Raw genomic sequence first — 19,197 nt, forward strand, 5'->3', positions numbered from 1 at the left:
TAAAAATTCTCTATAGTTACAAACCAGAAGCTACCGCATATTTACCTCTTTCCTCTATCAAACTCTCCCTAACTTGTAGGGATCGATAGGCAGTAATCGGATGTAAGGCTCCTCCGCTTTTTAGTCTTGCTTCCCGCAATAAAGGTCGCACATCAGTTCGGTATGCCTCTTGAAGCAATTCTTGACAAACTACCACATCATTGGCCAGCTGCGCCTCTTTTAATGCTTTTTGATCTACTAAAAGAGCTTTTGCATACGCCTCTTGAATGGCCTCTAACGACTGGATCAAATCTTCTAGCGGATCTTTAATGTTATGACTGGCATCTATCATCCAAGCGGGATACGGATTTTGCGGATTGTTTTTCATTCCGTAAACCAATTCATTGAATATCAAGAAAAGGGAATACGGTTTCACACTACCCACGGTACTATCATCATCCCCGTACTTACTATCGTTAAAATGGAAGCCGCCTAATTTGCCTTTCATCATTAGGGTTGCAACAATCTGCTCTATATTTGTATTGGGCAAGTGATGTCCCAAATCCACCAAGGTATACGCTTTATCCCCACATGCATTTGCCAACATAAACGAAGTACCCCAATCTTGAATAACGGTACTGTAAAAATTGGGTTCGTAGGGTTTGTATTCAATAAACATTTTCCAATCCTCCGGTAGACTTGTATAAATTTCCTTTAGACTGTCTTCTGTATACTGAAATGCCGTTTGAAAATTGTTCTGTCCCGGAAAATTGGAACCATCGGCCAACCAGACGGTCAAACTTTTGGAACCGAGTTTTTCACCAATTTCCACTACATCAATGTTATGCTGAACGGCTTGATCGCGCACTCCTTTGTTCACATTACTCAAGGAGCCATACTTATAGCTCTCCTTTGCATCCTTTTGATCTTGAAAAGTATTCGAATTAACGGCATCAAACACCAAGTGGTTAGCAGCCGCCAACTCTTTGATGGCGTTGTAGTCTTCCGGAACATCCCAAGGTATGTGCAGGGAAATGGCCCCGGCCGTTTGTGTTAAGGAGTGAATGATGCCCACATCGTTTATTTTCTGCTCTAAATTGGAGGGCTCCCCAAAATAGGAAAACCTACCAAAGCGAGTACCGCCCGCACCTAAAGCCCAACTGGGAATGGCCACTTGAAAATCTGCTAACTTTTTTACAACGGCATTGACATCAACTCCTTTTGAATCTAATGTTTGGGCAAGAAAGTTGAATTGGGACTCGTGCCCCGCTTCAACTTTCTTGTTGACCAATTGTATCTGTTCTTTGCTAATTTGCATAAGTTCAATTAAAATCCAACATCAATTATCTTACAAAGGCATTGGCCATACCACCGTCTACGTTGATGATATTTCCGGTGCTTTTATTCAAAAGCCCTACAAAGGCAAATACCCCATCTGCAATATCTGCAGGATAGATAATTTCATTCATCAAGTTTCTTTTGGCGTAATGGGCCGGTAGTTCTTCAACAGAAATTCCGTATGCTTTCGCACGACCTTCTGCCCAGTCTCCTTCCCAAATTTTGCTTCCCACGATAACGCCATCTGGGTTAACGGTATTCACCCTAATTTTTTCACCGCCCAGTTCAGCCGCCAATAATCTTGACATATGTTGTTGTGCTGCTTTGGCCGTACCATAACCAACATTGTTGGGGCCGGATACCAATCCGTTCTTACTGGCGATACTAATAAAGTCTCCGCCCAAACCTTGGGTTCTCATAATTTTTACGGCTTCTTTTGCCAATTCAAACTGCCCTTTCACCAAAACATCTTGAAGAATGTCCCAATCTTTTTCAGTGGTTTCCGTTAATGGTTTGGAAATGGCCAAGCCGGCACTATGCACCACAATATCCACCCCTCCAAATTCTAAACATGCTTTCTTGTAGGCATCAACAATGGATTCTGACTTGGTCACATCACAAACTGCATAAGCAGCCGTATCGGGTTTATAGGTCGCGACGCCTTCCTTTAAGCGATCCTCAGCAATATCGGTCAGCACTACATTAGCTCCTTCGGCTGCTAATTTATCGGCAATCGCTTTACCAATCCCACCACCACCACCGGTCACCAAAGCTACTTTTCTAGACAAAGGCTGTTCTTTTGGCATACGTTGAAGTTTGGCCTCTTCCAACAACCAATATTCAATATCAAATGCTTCCTGTCTCGGTAGCGAAGTATATTCCGTAATAGCTTCGGCACCTCTCATTACATTAATGGCGTTGATGTAGAATTCACTGGCCACCCTGGTCGTCTGCTTGTTTTTGGCAAAGCTGAACATACCTACACCCGGGTAGATAATAATCACCGGATTAGGATCCCTCATTGCAGGGCTATTATCCCTCTTGCAATTCTCATAATATTCAGCATACTCCTTTCTGTATTGTTCAAAAGCGGGTTCCAGTTTCTTTAAAACGGCTTCGGAATCGCTTAGATCCTCGGAGGCGTCCAAGGTTAGTACCAAGGGTTGTATTTTGGTACGCAAGAAATGATCGGGGCAAGAGGTACCCATGGGGGCCAAGCGCTCTAGGTCATTGCTATTAATATATTCCATTACGACATCGGTATCACTGAAATGACCGATCATCCTATTTTCGGAAGAACACAATCCACGCAATAAGGGCATTAATTGGGCTGCTTTATCCTTACGTTCATCCGCAGGTAAACTTTCTACTTTTTGACCACCAAATACGCTTCCCTTTTCCTTAATCTTTTTCTCAATGTATTCAGAAGCCTTTTCTATTACCTCCAAGCTATTGATATAGCAATCGTACGATGTATCTCCCCAAGTAAACAGACCATGACTACCTAAGACAATACCACGAATACCTGGGTTATCATTCAAACACTTCTCCAATTGAAGTCCCAAATCAAAACCAGGGCGTTGCCATGGCACCCAACCCATGGTATCACCCCAAATCTCTTTGGTCACCTTCTCGCTATCTTTCGCCGCAGCCACCGCAATTAGGGCATCCGGATGAAGGTGATCGATATGTTTAAAAGGTAAGAGTCCATGCAAAGGTGTATCAATAGAAGGAGCCCTGCTATCCAGGTCATAAATACAATGATTGAAAAGACCCACCATACGGTCTTCATCATGCAGACCTTCATATACATTCTTTAGGTTTCTTAATCTCTCGGTGTACAGTCCGGCAATACCGGCACGGTTCAAAGTTCCAATATCACCTCCGGAACCTTTGATCCACATAACCTCTACCTCTTCGTTGGTCAAAGGGTCCTTTTCTATGGTCTTACAACTAGTATTACCGCCTCCATAGTTGGTAATGCGCAGGTCTGCGCCCAAAATGTTGGAGCGGTAAAGAAAAAGGGCTACTTGGTCATCTCCCAATTCAATGGCCTTTTTCTCGTCCCATAGATAGTTTACGTGTTGGAATGTCTTTTGCATATCTTGTGTCTTGTTGTTACTGATTGATTTAACACTTTGACCAAAAATACATATTACATTTCCCCTGACTATCCTGTGCTGTACTGTACGCGAGTAAAAATCCAAAAGAACTACCGTATATATGGTCTTACCCTATATTTTGATTATTTTAGGAGCCGATTCTTTTAACGGAAAAACAACATCTTTGACACAGTAAAGATGGAATGTATACAAACCTAAATCAGAAATCCCCACATGTCCGGTAACATTCTTAATATTCAAATTAATGAAGCCTCCCGTGTTCCTAAGTACATGCAGGTGGTAGATTCTATCATGGATAGCATCGCAATGGGAGAACTACCTATTGGTAGTAAAATTCCTTCCATAAATGAGTTAAGCGAAGATTTGCTTCTTTCTCGTGACACTATTGAAAAGGCCTACAGACAATTAAAGGTTCAAAAAACGATAACCGCCGTTAAGGGCAAAGGTTACTACATTGCCAAAACAGACCTTATATCAAAAATCAATGTCTTCTTTTTGGTCAATAAGCCCAGCTCCTATAAAATGCGTATTTACAATTCCTTTGTTAACGGATTGGGCGTAAACGGACATGTCAACCTCTTCATCTACCATTGTGAAGAATCTTTGTTCACCCATTATATTGAACGCAATTTGGGAGCCTATGATTATTATGTCATCATGCCCCATTTCAAGGATGAAAACCTCAACCACACATCGGCAACGGAGAAAGTAGTAAAGGTGTTGGACAAAATTCCCAAGAACAAGTTGATTGTCTTGGATAATTCCCAATTAGAAATAAGAGGAGATTTTGCATCCCTCTACCAAGATTTTGAAAATGATATTTATGAAGCTTTACTAGAGGGAAAGGAAAGGCTTCTTAAATATGACAAACTCATTTTGGTGTATCCAGAAAAGAAAGTCTACCCCTATCCGCGCAGGATATTGAGAGGCTTTCAAAAATTCTGTGGGGAACAAGGTTTTGAATTTGAGATCTTAGGTGAAATCTATGAGGATATGGAACTGCAAAGTAAAGATGCCTATGTCATCATTGAAGAATCTGATTTGGTAAATCTCGTAAGACAGGTGCGCAAAAAAAAGCTTACACTTGGTAAGGACATTGGGATAATTTCCTATAACGAAACTCCATTGAAAGAACTTTTGGGCATTACCGTCATTAGCACAGACTTTAATGCCATGGGAGAAACCGCCGCCTACATGGTTCTCAAAAACAAGAAGGAAAAGGTAAAAAACGTTTTTCGTTATATAGAGCGAAATTCTGTGTAAAAAATTGATTCTCAAACTTGTCCGTTAAGGATAACATTGTATTTTTGGCGTTCCTAACCCCACACAATGAGAATACGCATACCGCTGATAATTGCGATTATCGGGCTTACCACTATTTCCTGTACTACCAATTCCAGTAGAAAACCAGTTCTTTATACCGTTGGAGATTCCACCGTAAAAAATGGCCAAGGCGATGGCGCTGGCGGACTATGGGGCTGGGGAGATTTCATTCATCAATTTGTAGATACCACAAAAATTACCGTAAAAAATCATGCCTTGGGAGGTACCAGCAGCCGAACCTTTCAAAAATTAGGTCTTTGGGACAGTGTATACCAAAATCTGAATAAAGGCGATTTTGTGCTGATACAATTCGGACATAATGATGATGGCCCGATCAACGATAATTTTAGGGCAAGAGGCACTATAAAAGGAATAGGTGATGAATCTGAAGTTATAGACAATATGCTCACCGGAGAGCGGGAAACCGTTCATACATACGGGTGGTACATTAGAAAAATAATTAAGAACGCACATAAGAAAGGGGCCATACCGTTGGTCATTTCCCCCATTCCTAGAAACAAATGGACCAATAAACAAGTAGATAGAAACAATGAATCTTATGGTCTATGGGCAGAACAAGTGGCTTTGGAAGAAAGGGCTACTTTCATAGACCTTAATGAAGTTATGGCCTCCAAAATGGAGGATATTGGACAAATAGGGGTTACGGGCAACTATTTCTACGAAAGGGACCCTACCCATACCTCGGCCAGGGGAGCGGTTCTTGCTGCTTCTTTAATTGTAAACGAAGTAAGAAATCATGAAAATGATTTATCTGATTTTTTAATAGACTACCCCCAAATCAAATTACCCAAGAAGAAAAATCTATTTCTTGTAGGGGATTCTACCATGGCGGACAACAACAATGAAAATGCCGTTGGATGGGGCGTACCTTTTGCAAAATATATTGATACCACCAGACTCAATATTTTTAATAGGGCCCTAGGCGGCCGAAGCAGTAGAACTTTTATAAACGAAGGTCATTGGGACAAGGTGTTGGATGAGCTACAGCCAAAAGATTATGTACTTATCCAATTTGGCCATAATGATGCAGGTGCTGTTGATAAGGAAAAATATAGAGGCTCTTTGGACGGTACCGGTTTTGAGACTTTGCAGATCATAAAAGGAGATACCGTTCAAGAGACCGTGCATACATTTGGACAAAACATTAGGCAAATGGTACTGCAGGCTAAGGAAAAAAGGGCGCAACCTATTTTGTTAAGCTTGACTCCAAGAAATGAATGGCCCAATGGTGAAGTAGAACAACGCAAAGACACTTATATCAAATGGACCCAAGAAGTTGCGGAAAGTGAAAAAGTTCCATTTATAAACCTGAGCAATAAAATAGCGGCCTTTTATGAGGAAGTTGGCAGGGACAGTGTAGCTGCATTTTTTCCAAAAGACCATACCCATACCAATATTCATGGAGCTTCCCTGAACGCCAAAATAGCGGCTGAGAGCTTAAAGGCCCAAAAACAATCGGCTATTAGAGATTATATTACCGTTACCGAATTCTAGATCATGACATGAAAAAAACCTCATTCAAAGGTTTTTCCACAGGGGAATTATCAGGATTTGTTTCCATGATATCTGCCATATAGGCCCACCACTTCTTAACAATGGGGTGGTTGGGAATTTTAGCCGCATCAAAACCTTCTTCCAATTTCTGAAAGGCAAAAAGGATCAAGGTTTCTTCATCTAAAAAGATGGAATATTCATGAATACCTGAACCTGATAACAGTTCTGACAATTCTGGCCAAATTTCGTCATGACGCTTTTTATATTCCGATTCAAAACCGGGTTTTAGTTTCATGGTAAACGCATTTCTCTTCATAAAATATAGCTAAGGTTCATTGGAGTCCTTTAGAATATGTTGATTTAAAATCTGAATATACTCCCTAGTTATTTCAGAATTTTGGGAAGATACCTCCTGTTTCTCTTCCGGATCCTTTACGATATGGTATAGTTCGTAATTGCCTTCTTGGTCACCAAAAGGAGTATGTACTAACTTCCAATCCCCTTTTATTAGGCTTTGTTGTTTATGCCCTCTTATATAGATTTCGTTTTCGAAAGCCTTTCCCTTTGCAATAAAATCAAAAACGGGTTGCCCTTCTACAGAGGTTGGAATTTCTACCTTGGCCAATTGTAAAATGGAAGGCATTACATCCGTAACCGAAATAAGATCATTGGAAACTTTGGCCTGCCATTTTCCCTTCCAATACAAAATGGCCGGCACCCTAATCCCGCCTTCATAATTACTCGCTTTATAGTCACGTAAAGGAGTATTATCACCTAAAACATCATTAGGCCCGTGCTTACCGTTGTACTGGGTGTTGGGATACCAACTTTTCATGCCGCCATTATCGCTCATAAAAAGAATCATGGTAGTTTCTAAAAGTTCTGATGTTTTAAGAAACTTCATAACCTTACCAATATCATCATCTACATGGCCCATTGCCGCCGCAAACTTACGCCTGGATTCATTTTTAATATCGCTATATTGATTTATCCATTCCACTGGTTCTTGCAATGGAAAATGAGGTGCACTATAAGCTACTTGCGCAAAAAAAGGTTTATTTGTATCTCTTTGCTTTCGTAACCACTCTATGGTTTCAGTGCCTATTAAATCTGTAGCATGCCCTTCCTCATTAATAAACTGGCCATTTCTATGCCAGCTTGCATCCCCATTTTTGTACTCATGTGAATATTGGTCGATTTGGCCATGCAAAAAGCCGTAAGAATAGTCAAACCCGTAAGTTTGCGGACCATTTTCAGGTTTTAAACCTAAATGCCATTTACCAAATAGTGCCGTTTCATACCCTCTTTTGGATAAGGCCATGGGCAAAGTAATCAAATCACTTGGTAACGTTTTTTCACTTTTACCACTAATTGGGGCTAGAATACCCAATCTACTGGCCGGCATACCTGTAAGAAGAGCTGCCCTTGTGGGCGAACAAGTAGGAGCTACGTAAAATCGATTAAGAATTACACCGTCTTTGGCCAATTGGTCTATGTTGGGGGTATTAATTTCCGAACCATTGTAACCCACATCATTCCAACCCGCATCATCCAAAATAAAAAAGAGAATATTGGGAGGTATCGTTTTTACTGCCTCCGTCTCTTTCTCTTTTGGCTTACAGCCAATAATGATGAATGTAAAAAGGGTAAAGAGCCCAAGCACTCCACAGCTTGAAATCCTCACCCTTATTTTACTCTGGAAATTCACTTCTTAACTTTAGTTTTCTCCAAAGATGGGTCCGTCTGTCTTCACCTCATTTTCATAAAACTGAATGGCGCTATCGTTCATTTTAGGGAAACTGTTCTGTAGGAGAGCAATCATCTCCGCCCCAGCTAAAAGAACTGGTCCATAACCGTGGGCGGCGTATACATTAACTGGTCTGTAGTAGTAAAATGCAGGATCAAAACCCATTCCCGTTCCAACACAAGTTCCTTCAACCTGTCCTTTTTCATTCACTTTTTCGGTGATGGCGTTCCAAGCCAAGGTAACGGCAGGACCGTAGGCTTTGGCATCTACGTAGCCTCTATTGATGGCCCTAGCGATGGAATAAGTATAAATGGCACTTGCCGAAGTTTCCAAATAAGAATCGTTTCGATCTAAAAGCTGATGCCATAGCCCTTTCCCTGATTGCAATTTGGTGAGTCCGTCTATATGCTTTTTCAAAAGTGTTAATACCTCTTCCCTCCCCTTATGGTTTTCAGGAAGCACCTCTAACAGCTCCACCATGGTCATGATGGCCCAACCATTGGCACGGCCCCAGTAAAATTCCGGGTGCTGTTCACAATCTACAATGTAAGCGTGCATGAACAGCCCCTTTTCATGGTTGAACATGCGATTGGCAAATTGAAGTACCTGCTTTACGGCATCATCAAAATAGGTGTTGTCCCCGGAATATTTCCCCATTTGGGCCAAAGCTGGCACACTCATAAAAAGGTCATCTAACCAAAGAGAGTTTTTCATAGGTCTATTTCGTGCCAGAGTACCATCGCCCAACCGGTACTGTCCATTGCTTATATAGTCCATAAAGTTTTGAATGAGCGGATCCAAATCAGAAGTTGCCCCTTGTGCGGTAGCTTTGATCATGGCCGCACACACTGCTCCGGAATCGTCCAAGGCATGTGGGTGCAATACGCGCTTCATAGGATGTTTGGCATCCGGATTGTTCTTTTCAAAATCGGCGTAAAAAGGACGAATATCCGCCAAGAAATTCAGTCGATCGTTGGTGTATTTGGAATACTTTTGATCCCCGGTGTTTTCGGAGGCCAATAGCATCCCAGCGTAGGTAACCCCCCATTCATAACTGGTAAGCCTAAAATCACCAGATTGAAAGGAAGTTTCCTTGGCCTTTTTTATTTTTTTGTAATCTGAAATGACCGTGCCATTTTCATCTACTATCGCTGCAGGGGTCACGTCATTCAAATAAGTATATACACGGTCCAAAACCTTCGTTATTGTTTCCTTCGTGGGTACTTCATACGGAGTTTCGTAGTTGGGTTTCATTAAATGCAAGGGTGCCGTAACGTCATTTGCCGGTTGTTGGCCACGAAGTGGGAATGTTCCCAAAAATACGAGCAATAGCAGGAGGTGCGGATTGATAAAAAGTTTTTGGTAAGTGAGAGTTTGAGTTGTTTTTGTCATTTTTGAATAGTAGTAAAATTGATAATTGTATTAATAGACTACCTCCAATTCATGGGTTGATGAGTTAGTTAACCCTGGAATTCCGAGTAATCGATTACAATAATATGGGTTATTTTCATTATCCGTGTCTAAAATTGGGACTTTCTTACCGTTTACCAATAATGATTTTGGTTTATTCCTTGCATGTAGAAGTACCCTATACGTTAAAGCATCCGTCTTATAATTGCCCTCAGGCTTATCAATTTTAATTTTCATTGAATTCCCCGAATCCTTCATTTCCAATAAGCTAGTAGCAAATTCTCCTTTTAAATATCCATGGCTTCTACCATCATCATGATACAGTTTAAAACTACTTTTTGCACCTGGATACACGTGCAAGTCATATTTGGTAATTTCCTTTTCACCTACATAATTCATCACTTCTTGCATGGGTACCACTGCACCTGCTTTTATAAAAATGGGCATCTGGTCTATGGGAGACAACACACTTATATGTCTTTGCCCCTCAAAGGTTTCGCCTGTCCAATAATTTACCCATTGTCCCTTAGGCAAATAAACCACGCGTGTTTTTGCCCCTTTGGTGGTTACCGGGCATATCAGCAAATTATCTCCCAATAAATATTGATCCGTAATACCGTAGACATTTGGATCGTCCTGATAATCCAAAACCAGCGCTCGCATAATTGGTTTACCGGTCAAATGATTTTGATAGGCCGTACTGTAGAGGTAGGGAATCAACTGATAGCGGAGTTGGTCGTATTTTTTAAAAATGGTTTGCGCTTCCTCTCCATAATTCCATGGTTCCTTGTAGTTGGGATGCTCCATCCCGAACAAGTGGGCGATGGGACTCATCAATCCAAATTGGGTCCATCGAATGTATAGTTCAGGGTCTGCCACATGCTCAAAACCTCCCATACAATGGGACCAATTACCCACCCCGGAAAGACCAATATTCAATCCTGCTTTTATAACAGGTTCAAAATACTGCCATTCGCTGGGCCAGTCTCCGGCAAAAATGTAGGGATACCGCTGTATACCGGCATATCCTTCCCTAGTTTGGTTCATGCCACGCATTTGATTGTATTCAGAAAATTTTTCAAAAGGGGCTTTGGCATACGCTATGGGAAAGAGGTTGTGAAGGGCTTTTATTTCTTCTCCTTGCGGACCGGTTTTATCACTTTCGTTCGCCTTATGACCAAATGCACTTCCTTCATCGGTCTTTAAAAACATGGCACCTTGGTCGGCCACTCTCTTCACCCCGTTCTTCCACCACCAGTCCACGGATTGTTCATCAAAAAAATTAACAAACTCCCCTTGATTGTTCTCTTCTGGATAGACATACCCTTTTTTTCGAGCTTCATCCAAGAGCTTTAATTCCTTACCATTGTCAAATCGCGGTCGCAAGTGTAAACCCACCATATTCAAATTGAGGTCATATAAATCCTTGAACATGGATTCCGGGTCTTTAAAAGTTTCTCTCCATTCAAAGGAAGTGGCACCCGTACCTCCATTCTCCCCAAAAACGCGCCAAGTAGAATCTAAATGAAGTACATCTAGCGGAATATTCAACTCCCTGAACTTTTTTGCAAGTTTCACTACATAATCCGTGGAAGTTTCGGCTTCATGCCCCCACGTACCACCACTATAGGTTCCCACATGAAGGCCCATGGCAAATTTGGGCAATAGCGGAGATTTGCCGGTGATATTTGTATAGCCGTCCAGAATAGACGAAAAATCTGGACCATAAATAAAATAATAATCGAGCTCCCCGCCTTCGGCCGAGAAAGAATACCAATCTTGAGAGGTATAGCCCATGTCCCAATTGGTGGGGTGCGCATTATGAAAAAAGATTCCATAGCCCCTGGTACTCATAAAAAAAGGAACTGGTGAATAATTGGCCTGCAACACATCATAAGCACCCACAATATGGGGTCTTCCCTGTCCACGACCTACATTCAAACGCAACTTTTTACCTCGTCTATCCAAATAATCCATTCGCTCCCCAAAACCAAAAAAATGTTCATCTTCAAACAGCTTTTTGGATGAGAATACGACACCTTGATCTACAACCGAACCCAGATCGGAAGGTTGTTCAGAACTATCTGTATTAAGAATTTTCCCTTCTTTATCCCTTATGGTAATTGTAAATGGAGCTTTTTGAAGGTTAACAGTCAAACTGTTGGTGTTCAGAACAATTTCCGTATCGGATTCATTAATGGTGTAGTTCACTTTTGGCCATTCATATTTTACCACCATCCATGGTTCATTAGCTTCAAATTCACTGCTCCAACTGCTGCGAAAGCGAAGTATTTTCGAGGTACAGAATTCTACTTTCAAAGTAGCGTTATCGGTTTGGATTGTCACCACATTTCCCTCTTCCGATAGGATGCCTTTAAAATTACCGATCGAAGTTTGAGCTCCTATTCCAACAGAAAAAAATAGGGAGGTAATAAATAATATTCTTCTTAGCATTTGCATTTCTATATATTTATACTGGCCTAAAATTAAAGTAGCTACCCGGTTCTGGCATCCTGTTCCATACTGCTCATAGTATATAAAACAGCATAGCACAGGATGCCAAAATGGTTGTCACCTCTTATTTTTAGCCTTAATTCCCTGATATGAAAGTGAAACCGATTAGATTCAATTATAAAACATTTGTCCCAAAAGTGCAATCGATTGTATTGTGGACAGTAATTTTTTCTACTTTTTCCCTCTTTTCCCAACAAAATGAGGCAAACCCTTGGCCCGAAATAAATCAAACCCACAAACCATGGACGCGGTGGTGGTGGATGGGAAATGCGGTAGACAAGGAAAATATTCAACTTCAATTGGAAAAAATATCCAAAGCAGGCCTTGGAGGGGTTGAAATTCAACCTATTTACGGCGTAAAGGGAGAAGAACAAAATTATTTGGACTACCTATCTCCAACATGGCTGGCCAATTTGGACCATACCATAGAAACAGCCAAGAAATTAAATATGGGAGTAGATATGACCCTTGGTACCGGCTGGCCTTATGGCGGACCACAGGTCTCGACGGCCCATGCGGCCACAAAATTGGTTGTTGATAGCTTAAAAGTTCAAAAAGGAGAAAAAATACAATTGACCTTAATTCCGGAAAAGGAAAAGGACCGAAAAAATGCTCGATTGCTGAAAGTATTGGCCTTCAATGAAAATGGAGGTTTTGAAAACTTGACATCTTTAGTAGAAAATGACCAATTAAAGTGGAAGGCCAAAAAAAGAGATTACACCCTGTTTATGGTCTACGAAGGCAAGACCCGCCAACAAGTTAAAAGAGCAGCTCCGGGTGGTGCGGGCTTAACAGTTGATCATTATTCCAACAAGGCCTTTGAAGCGTATGTAAAGCCCTTTAACGAAGCCTTCTCCAAACACGGAAAAGAGCTCAGAACCATTTTCAATGACAGTTATGAAGTCTATGGAACTGATTTTACTCCAGCATTTTTTACGGAGTTTGAAAAGCGAAGAGGATATTCCCTGGAACCTTACCTCAACTATCTTTTTGATGGGGACAATGAAAAAGCCAACCGCATCCGAAGTGACTACAGGGAAACCCTTTCAGACTTATTGCTAACCGAGTTTGACCGCCCTTGGACGGCCTGGGCCAATAATAAAGGCTATCAAACACGGCTACAGGCCCATGGTTCCCCCGGAAATTTAATTGATATGTATGCTTCCGCGGATATCCCGGAATGCGAAACTTTTGGATCCATGCCCTATGATATTCATGGTTTCCGAAGGGAGATGGAAGATATAAGAGAAGGCGATGCCGATGCCGCCATGCTTAAATTTTCATCTTCCGCCGCACATATTGCAGGTAAGCCGTTGGTTTCTTCGGAGACTTTTACTTGGTTGCGGGATCATTTTAAAACCGCCTTGTCGCAAACCAAACCGGAAGCAGAGGACCTTTTGTTAAACGGTGTCAACCATATTTTTTTGCACGGGGCCACCTATTCCCCAGAAAGAGCGGAATGGCCTGGATGGAAGTTCTACGCATCCGTGAATTTTAACCATACCAATACCGTTTGGGAAGACGCACCAGCGCTCTTTTCGTATATCACAAATTGCCAAAGCCTGCTTCAGGAAGGAAGACCGGACAACGACGTGCTGCTCTATTGGCCTATTCATGACGTTTGGCAAAGCTATTTAAAGGCCTCTTTGTTCTTTCAGTTTAAAATCCACTCCTTGGATGAGTGGTTATTGGATACACCCTTTTACAAGACAAACAAGGATTTAACCGAAAAAGGTATTTCTACCGATTTTATTTCGGACCGGTTTATAGAAGAAGCTAAGGTTGTTGACCAACAAATTCAAATGCCGGGTGGCACTTATAAAAGCTTGGTCGTTCCCACTACTAAACATATGCCTTTATCCACGCTTCATAAACTCATTCAATTAAAGAAACAAGGGGCACATATTATCTTTAGGGGAGTGCCTGAAACCGTTCCAGGATTTTTGGACTATCAGAAAAAAACGAAAGAGTTGCAGCAGCTTCTTACCGACCACCAAATAAAGAAAACGGACGATTTTTTTACAGCACTCGAAAATTCAGGAGTTGAACCGGAACATTTGGTGGAAACCGGACTTAAATTCATTAGGCGAGATGTGAATGGCGAGAAAATCTATTATTTGGTAAATCATACATCCGAAGAAATTGACTCTTATATTCCTTTATCCACAAGAACGGATGAGGTGCTATTACTTGACCCCTTGACCAAAAAATTTGGCAAAGGACAATTACAAGAGAACGAAAACGGTATAAAAGTTAAAGTTCAAATACCCTCGGGAGGTTCTTTATTCCTAAAAACCGGACCAACGAGCAATACGCCCAACTGGACTTACTTTAAATCGATACAAGATAAACTTCCGCTGAAAGGCAATTGGAAATTAAGCTTTGTTAAAGGCGGGCCACAATTGCCTGATTCCGTCAACTTAGAATCACTATCCTCATGGACTGAAATATCAAAAGATGCAGCATTTTTCTCGGGAACGGGAAGGTATGAACTGGAATTCAATAATCCGGATGAATCCAAAAAAGACTGGCAATTGCATTTGGGTGATGTACGGGAAAGTGCCAAAATTTGGATCAATGGCATCTATAAAGGTACCCTTTGGGCCAACCCTTTTGTAATAAATATCGGTTCCTTAAAAAAAGGAACAAACACTATTAAAATAGAAGTCACCAATTTACCCGCCAATAGAATCCGGGCTAAAGAACTTCGGGGGGAAGAATGGAAAATATTCCACGAAATTAATATGGTGAACAAAGACTACAAAGAGTTTGATGCGACCCAATGGCAACCCATGCCTTCTGGTTTAACGGAAACTCCCTATTTGCAACCTCTTGCGAAAGAAACACTCAACTAACAACAACATATCATGAAAAAATTACTCTTAGGAACGCTCTTCCTGTTTTCCATGGCAAAAATGACCGCCCAACCTTTTGACCGAGAACAAGTCTTGGAAAAAATGGAACTCGCCAATGCCTATTTTATGCAGAAATGGCCCGATGTAGGCAAAACTATTATTACCAATAAAGAACGACCTAGCAATATTTGGACCCGTGGGGTCTACTATGAAGGTCTTATGGCACTGTACCAAATTTGGCCCAAGGAAGAATATTACCAATACGCCTATGATTGGGCGGAGTTTCACGAGTGGAGTTTTAGATACGGCACGGCTAACCGCAACGCAGATGATTATTGTGCGGCACAAACCTATATTGACCTTTACAATCTAGAGCCAAAACCGCATAAATTAAAACCTACAAGGTCTACCCTCAACATGCTTTTGAACACACCTCAAGTAGATGATTGGTGGTGGATAGACGCCCTGCAAATGGGCATGCCGGTGTTTGCAAAAATGGGCGTTTTGGAAAGTGACGAGCGGTATTATGAAAAGATGTACGCAATGTACATTTACACCCGAAATGAGCACGGGGAAAACGGACTTTACAATCCTGAGGACGGATTATGGTGGCGAGATGCCGATTTTGACCCTCCTTATAAAGAACCCAATGGGGAGGACTCCTACTGGAGCCGGGGCAACGGTTGGGTCATTGCCGCCTTGGCAAAGGTACTTTCTATCATTCCGGAAAGTGCACCCCACCGTGAACAATATATAGATGATTTCAAAGCCATGGCGCAAGCCTTGGTACCCATTCAAAGAAAGGATGGTTTTTGGAACGTAAGTCTACATGACCCCAAAAACTATGGGGGTAAAGAACTCTCGGGCACTGCTCTCTTTACCTATGCCATGGCCTATGGGGTAAACCAAGGTATTTTAGATAGGGAAACCTATCTACCAGTCATTAAAAAAGCTTGGAATGCCATGATCAAAGAGGGGCTGCACGACAACGGTTTTTTAGGTTATCTGCAATCTACTGGAAAGGAACCCAAAGACGGACAACCACTTTCTTATGACAAAGTTCCAGATTTTGAAGACTATGGATTGGGATGCTTTCTCCTGGCAGGAAGTGAAGTATATAAAATGAAATAGACTGTTTTCAAAATTCCAGAAGTATACTATTTTGTTATAGCCTTTGCAAGTGTTCACGGATTGCGGCTCAATCCGTATTTTTGTGGTTCGCAAATTTGTAAACCATGGATAAGGGATTCCCAAGACTTTTATACAAATACCTATTGGAATTGGGCATGACCGAAAATTCGGCTGCCTACCTCAATATGATTATCCTAACGGTAGGCGCCCTAATTTTAGCCGGACTTTTAGACATGATCATCTGGAAGGTCCTGCGCTCCATTTCGGTTCGATTGGCTCGCCAGTCCAAAACCAATTATGACAATTTTTTGGTCGCAAATAAAGTCCCGAGGTATGTAGCCCATTTTATTCCCTTGGCCCTCCTTTTCGAAATCTTGCAATTTGCCTTTATAGATTTTGAATATGCAGGGAACATCGTGTTCAAAATATTGAGCATCCTGTTCGTGTTTCTTACGTTATTTACAGTTAAAAGTATTTTTAGAAGTACCAATGATTACCTGAAAACAAAACCTAGGTTTAAGGACAAACCTATGGACAGCTATATTCAGGTGTTCATGATTTTCGCTTGGTTCATAGGAATTTTGACCATCATTGCGATACTTACCGGAGTAGAATTTATTAAATTCTTTACAGCCCTGGGTGCCGGATCGGCGGTAATCCTTTTGATCTTCAAGGATTCCATTCTAGGGTTGGTAGCGAGCATACAGGTGAGCATCAACGATATGGTGCGCATAGGTGACTGGATTACCTTTGAAAAATATGGCGCCGATGGCGATGTTATTGAGATTACCCTTGCCACGGTAAAAGTGCAGAATTTTGATAAGACCATTACCACCATACCTACCTACTCCTTGATTTCGGATTCATTTAAAAACTGGCGAGGCATGCAAGAATCGGGTGGAAGACGCATCAAACGCTCCTTGATCATTAGCCAGAAGAGTATTCGGTTTTTAACCGATGAAGATGTAGAAAACCTTAAAAAGATTCAGTTGATCGCGCCCTATCTCCATACCCGAAGCGAACAAATAACAGAACACAACACCAGCAACCAGATTGATAAAAGCTTGGCCATTAACGGTCGTAACCTCACCAATATCGGCGTTTTTAGAAAGTATATTAATCAGTATCTTGAAAACCATTCGGCAGTCAATAAAGATATGACCCTCATGGTGCGTCAATTGGCACCAACCACCCAAGGAATTCCCTTGGAGATTTATGCCTTTAGTTCCGATAAACGTTGGGAAAACTATGAATATATTATGGCCGATGTTTTTGATCATCTTATTTCGGCAATGCCTTATTTTAATTTGGAACTGTACGAAATTCCGGTGTCCGTAACGGCTATTCCTTCCACCTAAACCCTAAAAAATGAATATGACCACCACTCCTTTACATCAACTGCTTTTCTTTCTGGCTATACTTTGCTTTGTACCGGGCTCGGCCCAAGAAAGCATTATTCTCTGGCCGAACGGTGCCCCAGATGCTCTTGTGGATAACGACTTTAAGGAAGAAGTGCAATTTGACACTCAGGGTAAAGTGCGTGGCTACAGCAAAATTTCTAAAACAGAATTAAGCATCTATTTAGCCGAGGAAACCCTCAATACTGGAACGGCCGTTATTGTATGCCCCGGTGGTGGCTATTCTCATTTGGCCATTGAAAAGGAGGGGCATAAAGTGGCCCGTTGGTTCAATTCCTTGGGAATTTCGGCATTTGTTCTTAAATACCGGATGCCCAATGACCGTACCATGAAAAATAAGACCGTCGGTCCTTTGCAAGATGCTCAGGAAGCCATGCGAATGGTACGTTCCAAAGCAAAGGAATGGAATATAGACCCTGCTAAAATAGGAATTATGGGTTTCTCGGCCGGAGGTCATCTGGCTTCCACCCTATCTACCCATTTCGATGATAAGGTGTACACTTCCGACTATTCCGTAAGTGCGAGGCCCGATTTTTCGATTCTGGTCTATCCTGTGATTTCCATGGATGAGAAAATCACCCATATGGGTTCCCGAAAAAACTTATTGGGAGAAAACGCAAGTGCTGTAAATCTTAAAAAGTACTCCAATGAAAAGCAGGTAAACGCCCAAACACCTCCTACTTTTCTAATCCATACCACGGTAGATAAGGCCGTTCCCGTAGAGAACAGTATTAATTACTATTTGGCCTTAAAAAATCATGAGGTGGATGCCGAAATGCACCTGTACGAAAAAGGCAGGCACGGTATGGGCCTGGGCGTTGAGGGTACCAACCAATACTGGCCCAACGATTTGGAAAATTGGCTGAGGGCGCTCCAATACATTCCTGAAAAAGAAACGTATCTATTCTCCTATTTTAAGGGGAACGGGGAAGACGGTCTCCATTTTGCCCATAGTGAAGACGGTTACCAATGGGAAAGCTTAAAAAACGATGAATCGTTTTTAACACCTCTGGTGGGGAAGGATTCCCTAATGCGTGACCCTTGTATCATTAAAGGTGGTGATGGAAAATACCATATGGTCTGGACGGTGAGTTGGACGGACCGTGGCATCGGATACGCCAATTCCGAAGACCTTATTCACTGGTCTCAACAGCAATTTGTACCGGTTATGGCCCATGAACCCAAAGCCCGAAATACGTGGGCCCCGGAAATCACTTATGACCCCGCCACTGAAACCTATATGATCTATTGGGCCAGTACCATTGAGGGGAAATACCCGGAAACGCAATCGGACAAGGAAAGCGGATACAACCACCGCATGTACTACGTGACCACCAAAGATTTTAAAGAATTTAGCGACACCCAACTGCTGTATGAACCCGGTTTTAACGTCATTGACTCCAGCATCCAAAAATACGGCGACCAATTTGTAATGTTCTTAAAAGATGAAACCCGAGAACCTGCCGAGAAGAACATAAAAATCGCTTATGCCAACCAATTGACCGGCCCTTATAGTGCCGCCAGCGCGCCTATAACTGGAGATTATTGGGCGGAAGGCCCCACCGCAACTATGGTAGATGGACATTGGGTTGTATATTTTGACAAATACACAGACCACCAATACGGCGCGGTACGTTCCAAAGACCTAAAAACTTGGGAAGATATAAGTGACCAAATCAGTTTTCCGGAAGGCACCCGACACGGCACCGTATTAAAAGTGCCTCAAAATGTGGTGGATAAATTAAAGAGGGAGTGAAATTTAGACTATCAAAAGAAATAAATGAGAACTATCATTTTACTTTAGATCTCTTCTAATTGAAAATACTTCTATCTAGATAGGGTAT

General features: G+C 41.8%; 12 protein-coding genes. 6 read left to right on the forward strand and 6 right to left on the reverse strand.

The features are described 5' to 3' along the window. Positions 1 to 16: 16 nt before the first annotated feature. Both IL355_RS00890 and IL355_RS00895 read right to left on the reverse strand, forming a co-directional pair. On the reverse strand, positions 17 to 1,297 hold the full coding sequence (locus tag IL355_RS00890; protein ID WP_192460332.1) for a sugar isomerase: 1,281 nt from the start codon (positions 1,295 to 1,297) through the stop codon (positions 17 to 19). Between the two features lie 25 nt (positions 1,298 to 1,322). Then, positions 1,323 to 3,419: a bifunctional aldolase/short-chain dehydrogenase gene (locus tag IL355_RS00895; RefSeq protein WP_192460333.1), complete on the reverse strand. Its 2,097-nt coding sequence runs from the start codon at positions 3,417 to 3,419 to the stop codon at positions 1,323 to 1,325. Between the two features lie 234 nt (positions 3,420 to 3,653). Here IL355_RS00895 and IL355_RS00900 point away from each other — a divergent pair, with 234 nt between their 5' ends. Both IL355_RS00900 and IL355_RS00905 read left to right on the forward strand, forming a co-directional pair. Continuing rightward, positions 3,654 to 4,703 (forward strand): GntR family transcriptional regulator, encoded by a 1,050-nt coding sequence (locus IL355_RS00900; RefSeq protein ID WP_192460334.1) that lies wholly within the window; start codon positions 3,654 to 3,656, stop codon positions 4,701 to 4,703. A 66-nt stretch (positions 4,704 to 4,769) separates the two neighbouring features. After that, complete coding sequence (locus tag IL355_RS00905; RefSeq protein WP_192460335.1) at positions 4,770 to 6,278, forward strand: rhamnogalacturonan acetylesterase; 1,509 nt, start codon at positions 4,770 to 4,772, stop codon at positions 6,276 to 6,278. Between the two features lies 1 nt (position 6,279). On the opposite strand, the gene rhaM is transcribed toward IL355_RS00905, so the two are convergent. From rhaM to IL355_RS00925, 4 genes are read right to left on the reverse strand one after another with little or no spacing between them, the layout of a single operon-like run. Beyond that, complete coding sequence (gene rhaM, locus IL355_RS00910) at positions 6,280 to 6,594, reverse strand: L-rhamnose mutarotase (protein ID WP_192460336.1); 315 nt, start codon at positions 6,592 to 6,594, stop codon at positions 6,280 to 6,282. 9 nt (positions 6,595 to 6,603) lie between these two features. Continuing rightward, positions 6,604 to 7,986 (reverse strand): sulfatase-like hydrolase/transferase, encoded by a 1,383-nt coding sequence (locus IL355_RS00915; protein WP_192460337.1) that lies wholly within the window; start codon positions 7,984 to 7,986, stop codon positions 6,604 to 6,606. A 9-nt stretch (positions 7,987 to 7,995) separates the two neighbouring features. Further along, positions 7,996 to 9,417: a glycoside hydrolase family 88/105 protein gene (locus tag IL355_RS00920; protein WP_192460338.1), complete on the reverse strand. Its 1,422-nt coding sequence runs from the start codon at positions 9,415 to 9,417 to the stop codon at positions 7,996 to 7,998. Between the two features lie 30 nt (positions 9,418 to 9,447). Beyond that, positions 9,448 to 11,889 carry a glycoside hydrolase family 31 protein gene (locus IL355_RS00925; RefSeq protein ID WP_225621073.1) on the reverse strand — a complete coding sequence of 814 codons (2,442 nt, stop codon included), beginning with the start codon at positions 11,887 to 11,889 and terminating at the stop codon, positions 9,448 to 9,450. A gap of 149 nt (positions 11,890 to 12,038) precedes the next feature. On the opposite strand from IL355_RS00925, the gene IL355_RS00930 reads away from it, so the two are divergent. The 4 genes from IL355_RS00930 (at position 12,039) to IL355_RS00945 (ending at position 19,109) form a co-directional block, all read left to right on the forward strand. Continuing rightward, positions 12,039 to 14,804, forward strand: a complete 2,766-nt coding sequence (locus IL355_RS00930) for a glycosyl hydrolase (protein WP_192460340.1) — start codon at positions 12,039 to 12,041, stop codon at positions 14,802 to 14,804. 12 nt (positions 14,805 to 14,816) lie between these two features. After that, positions 14,817 to 15,935: a glycoside hydrolase family 88/105 protein gene (locus IL355_RS00935; RefSeq protein WP_192460341.1), complete on the forward strand. Its 1,119-nt coding sequence runs from the start codon at positions 14,817 to 14,819 to the stop codon at positions 15,933 to 15,935. 104 nt (positions 15,936 to 16,039) lie between these two features. After that, positions 16,040 to 17,293, forward strand: coding sequence for a mechanosensitive ion channel family protein (locus IL355_RS00940; RefSeq protein WP_192460342.1), 1,254 nt, complete (start codon positions 16,040 to 16,042; stop codon positions 17,291 to 17,293). Positions 17,294 to 17,303: 10 nt separating this feature from the next. Then, positions 17,304 to 19,109 carry a prolyl oligopeptidase family serine peptidase gene (locus tag IL355_RS00945; RefSeq protein WP_225621074.1) on the forward strand — a complete coding sequence of 602 codons (1,806 nt, stop codon included), beginning with the start codon at positions 17,304 to 17,306 and terminating at the stop codon, positions 19,107 to 19,109. Positions 19,110 to 19,197: the final 88 nt, after the last annotated feature.

This window comes from Euzebyella saccharophila (assembly GCF_014855495.1).
Taxonomy (GTDB): Bacteria; Bacteroidota; Bacteroidia; order Flavobacteriales; family Flavobacteriaceae; genus Euzebyella; species Euzebyella saccharophila.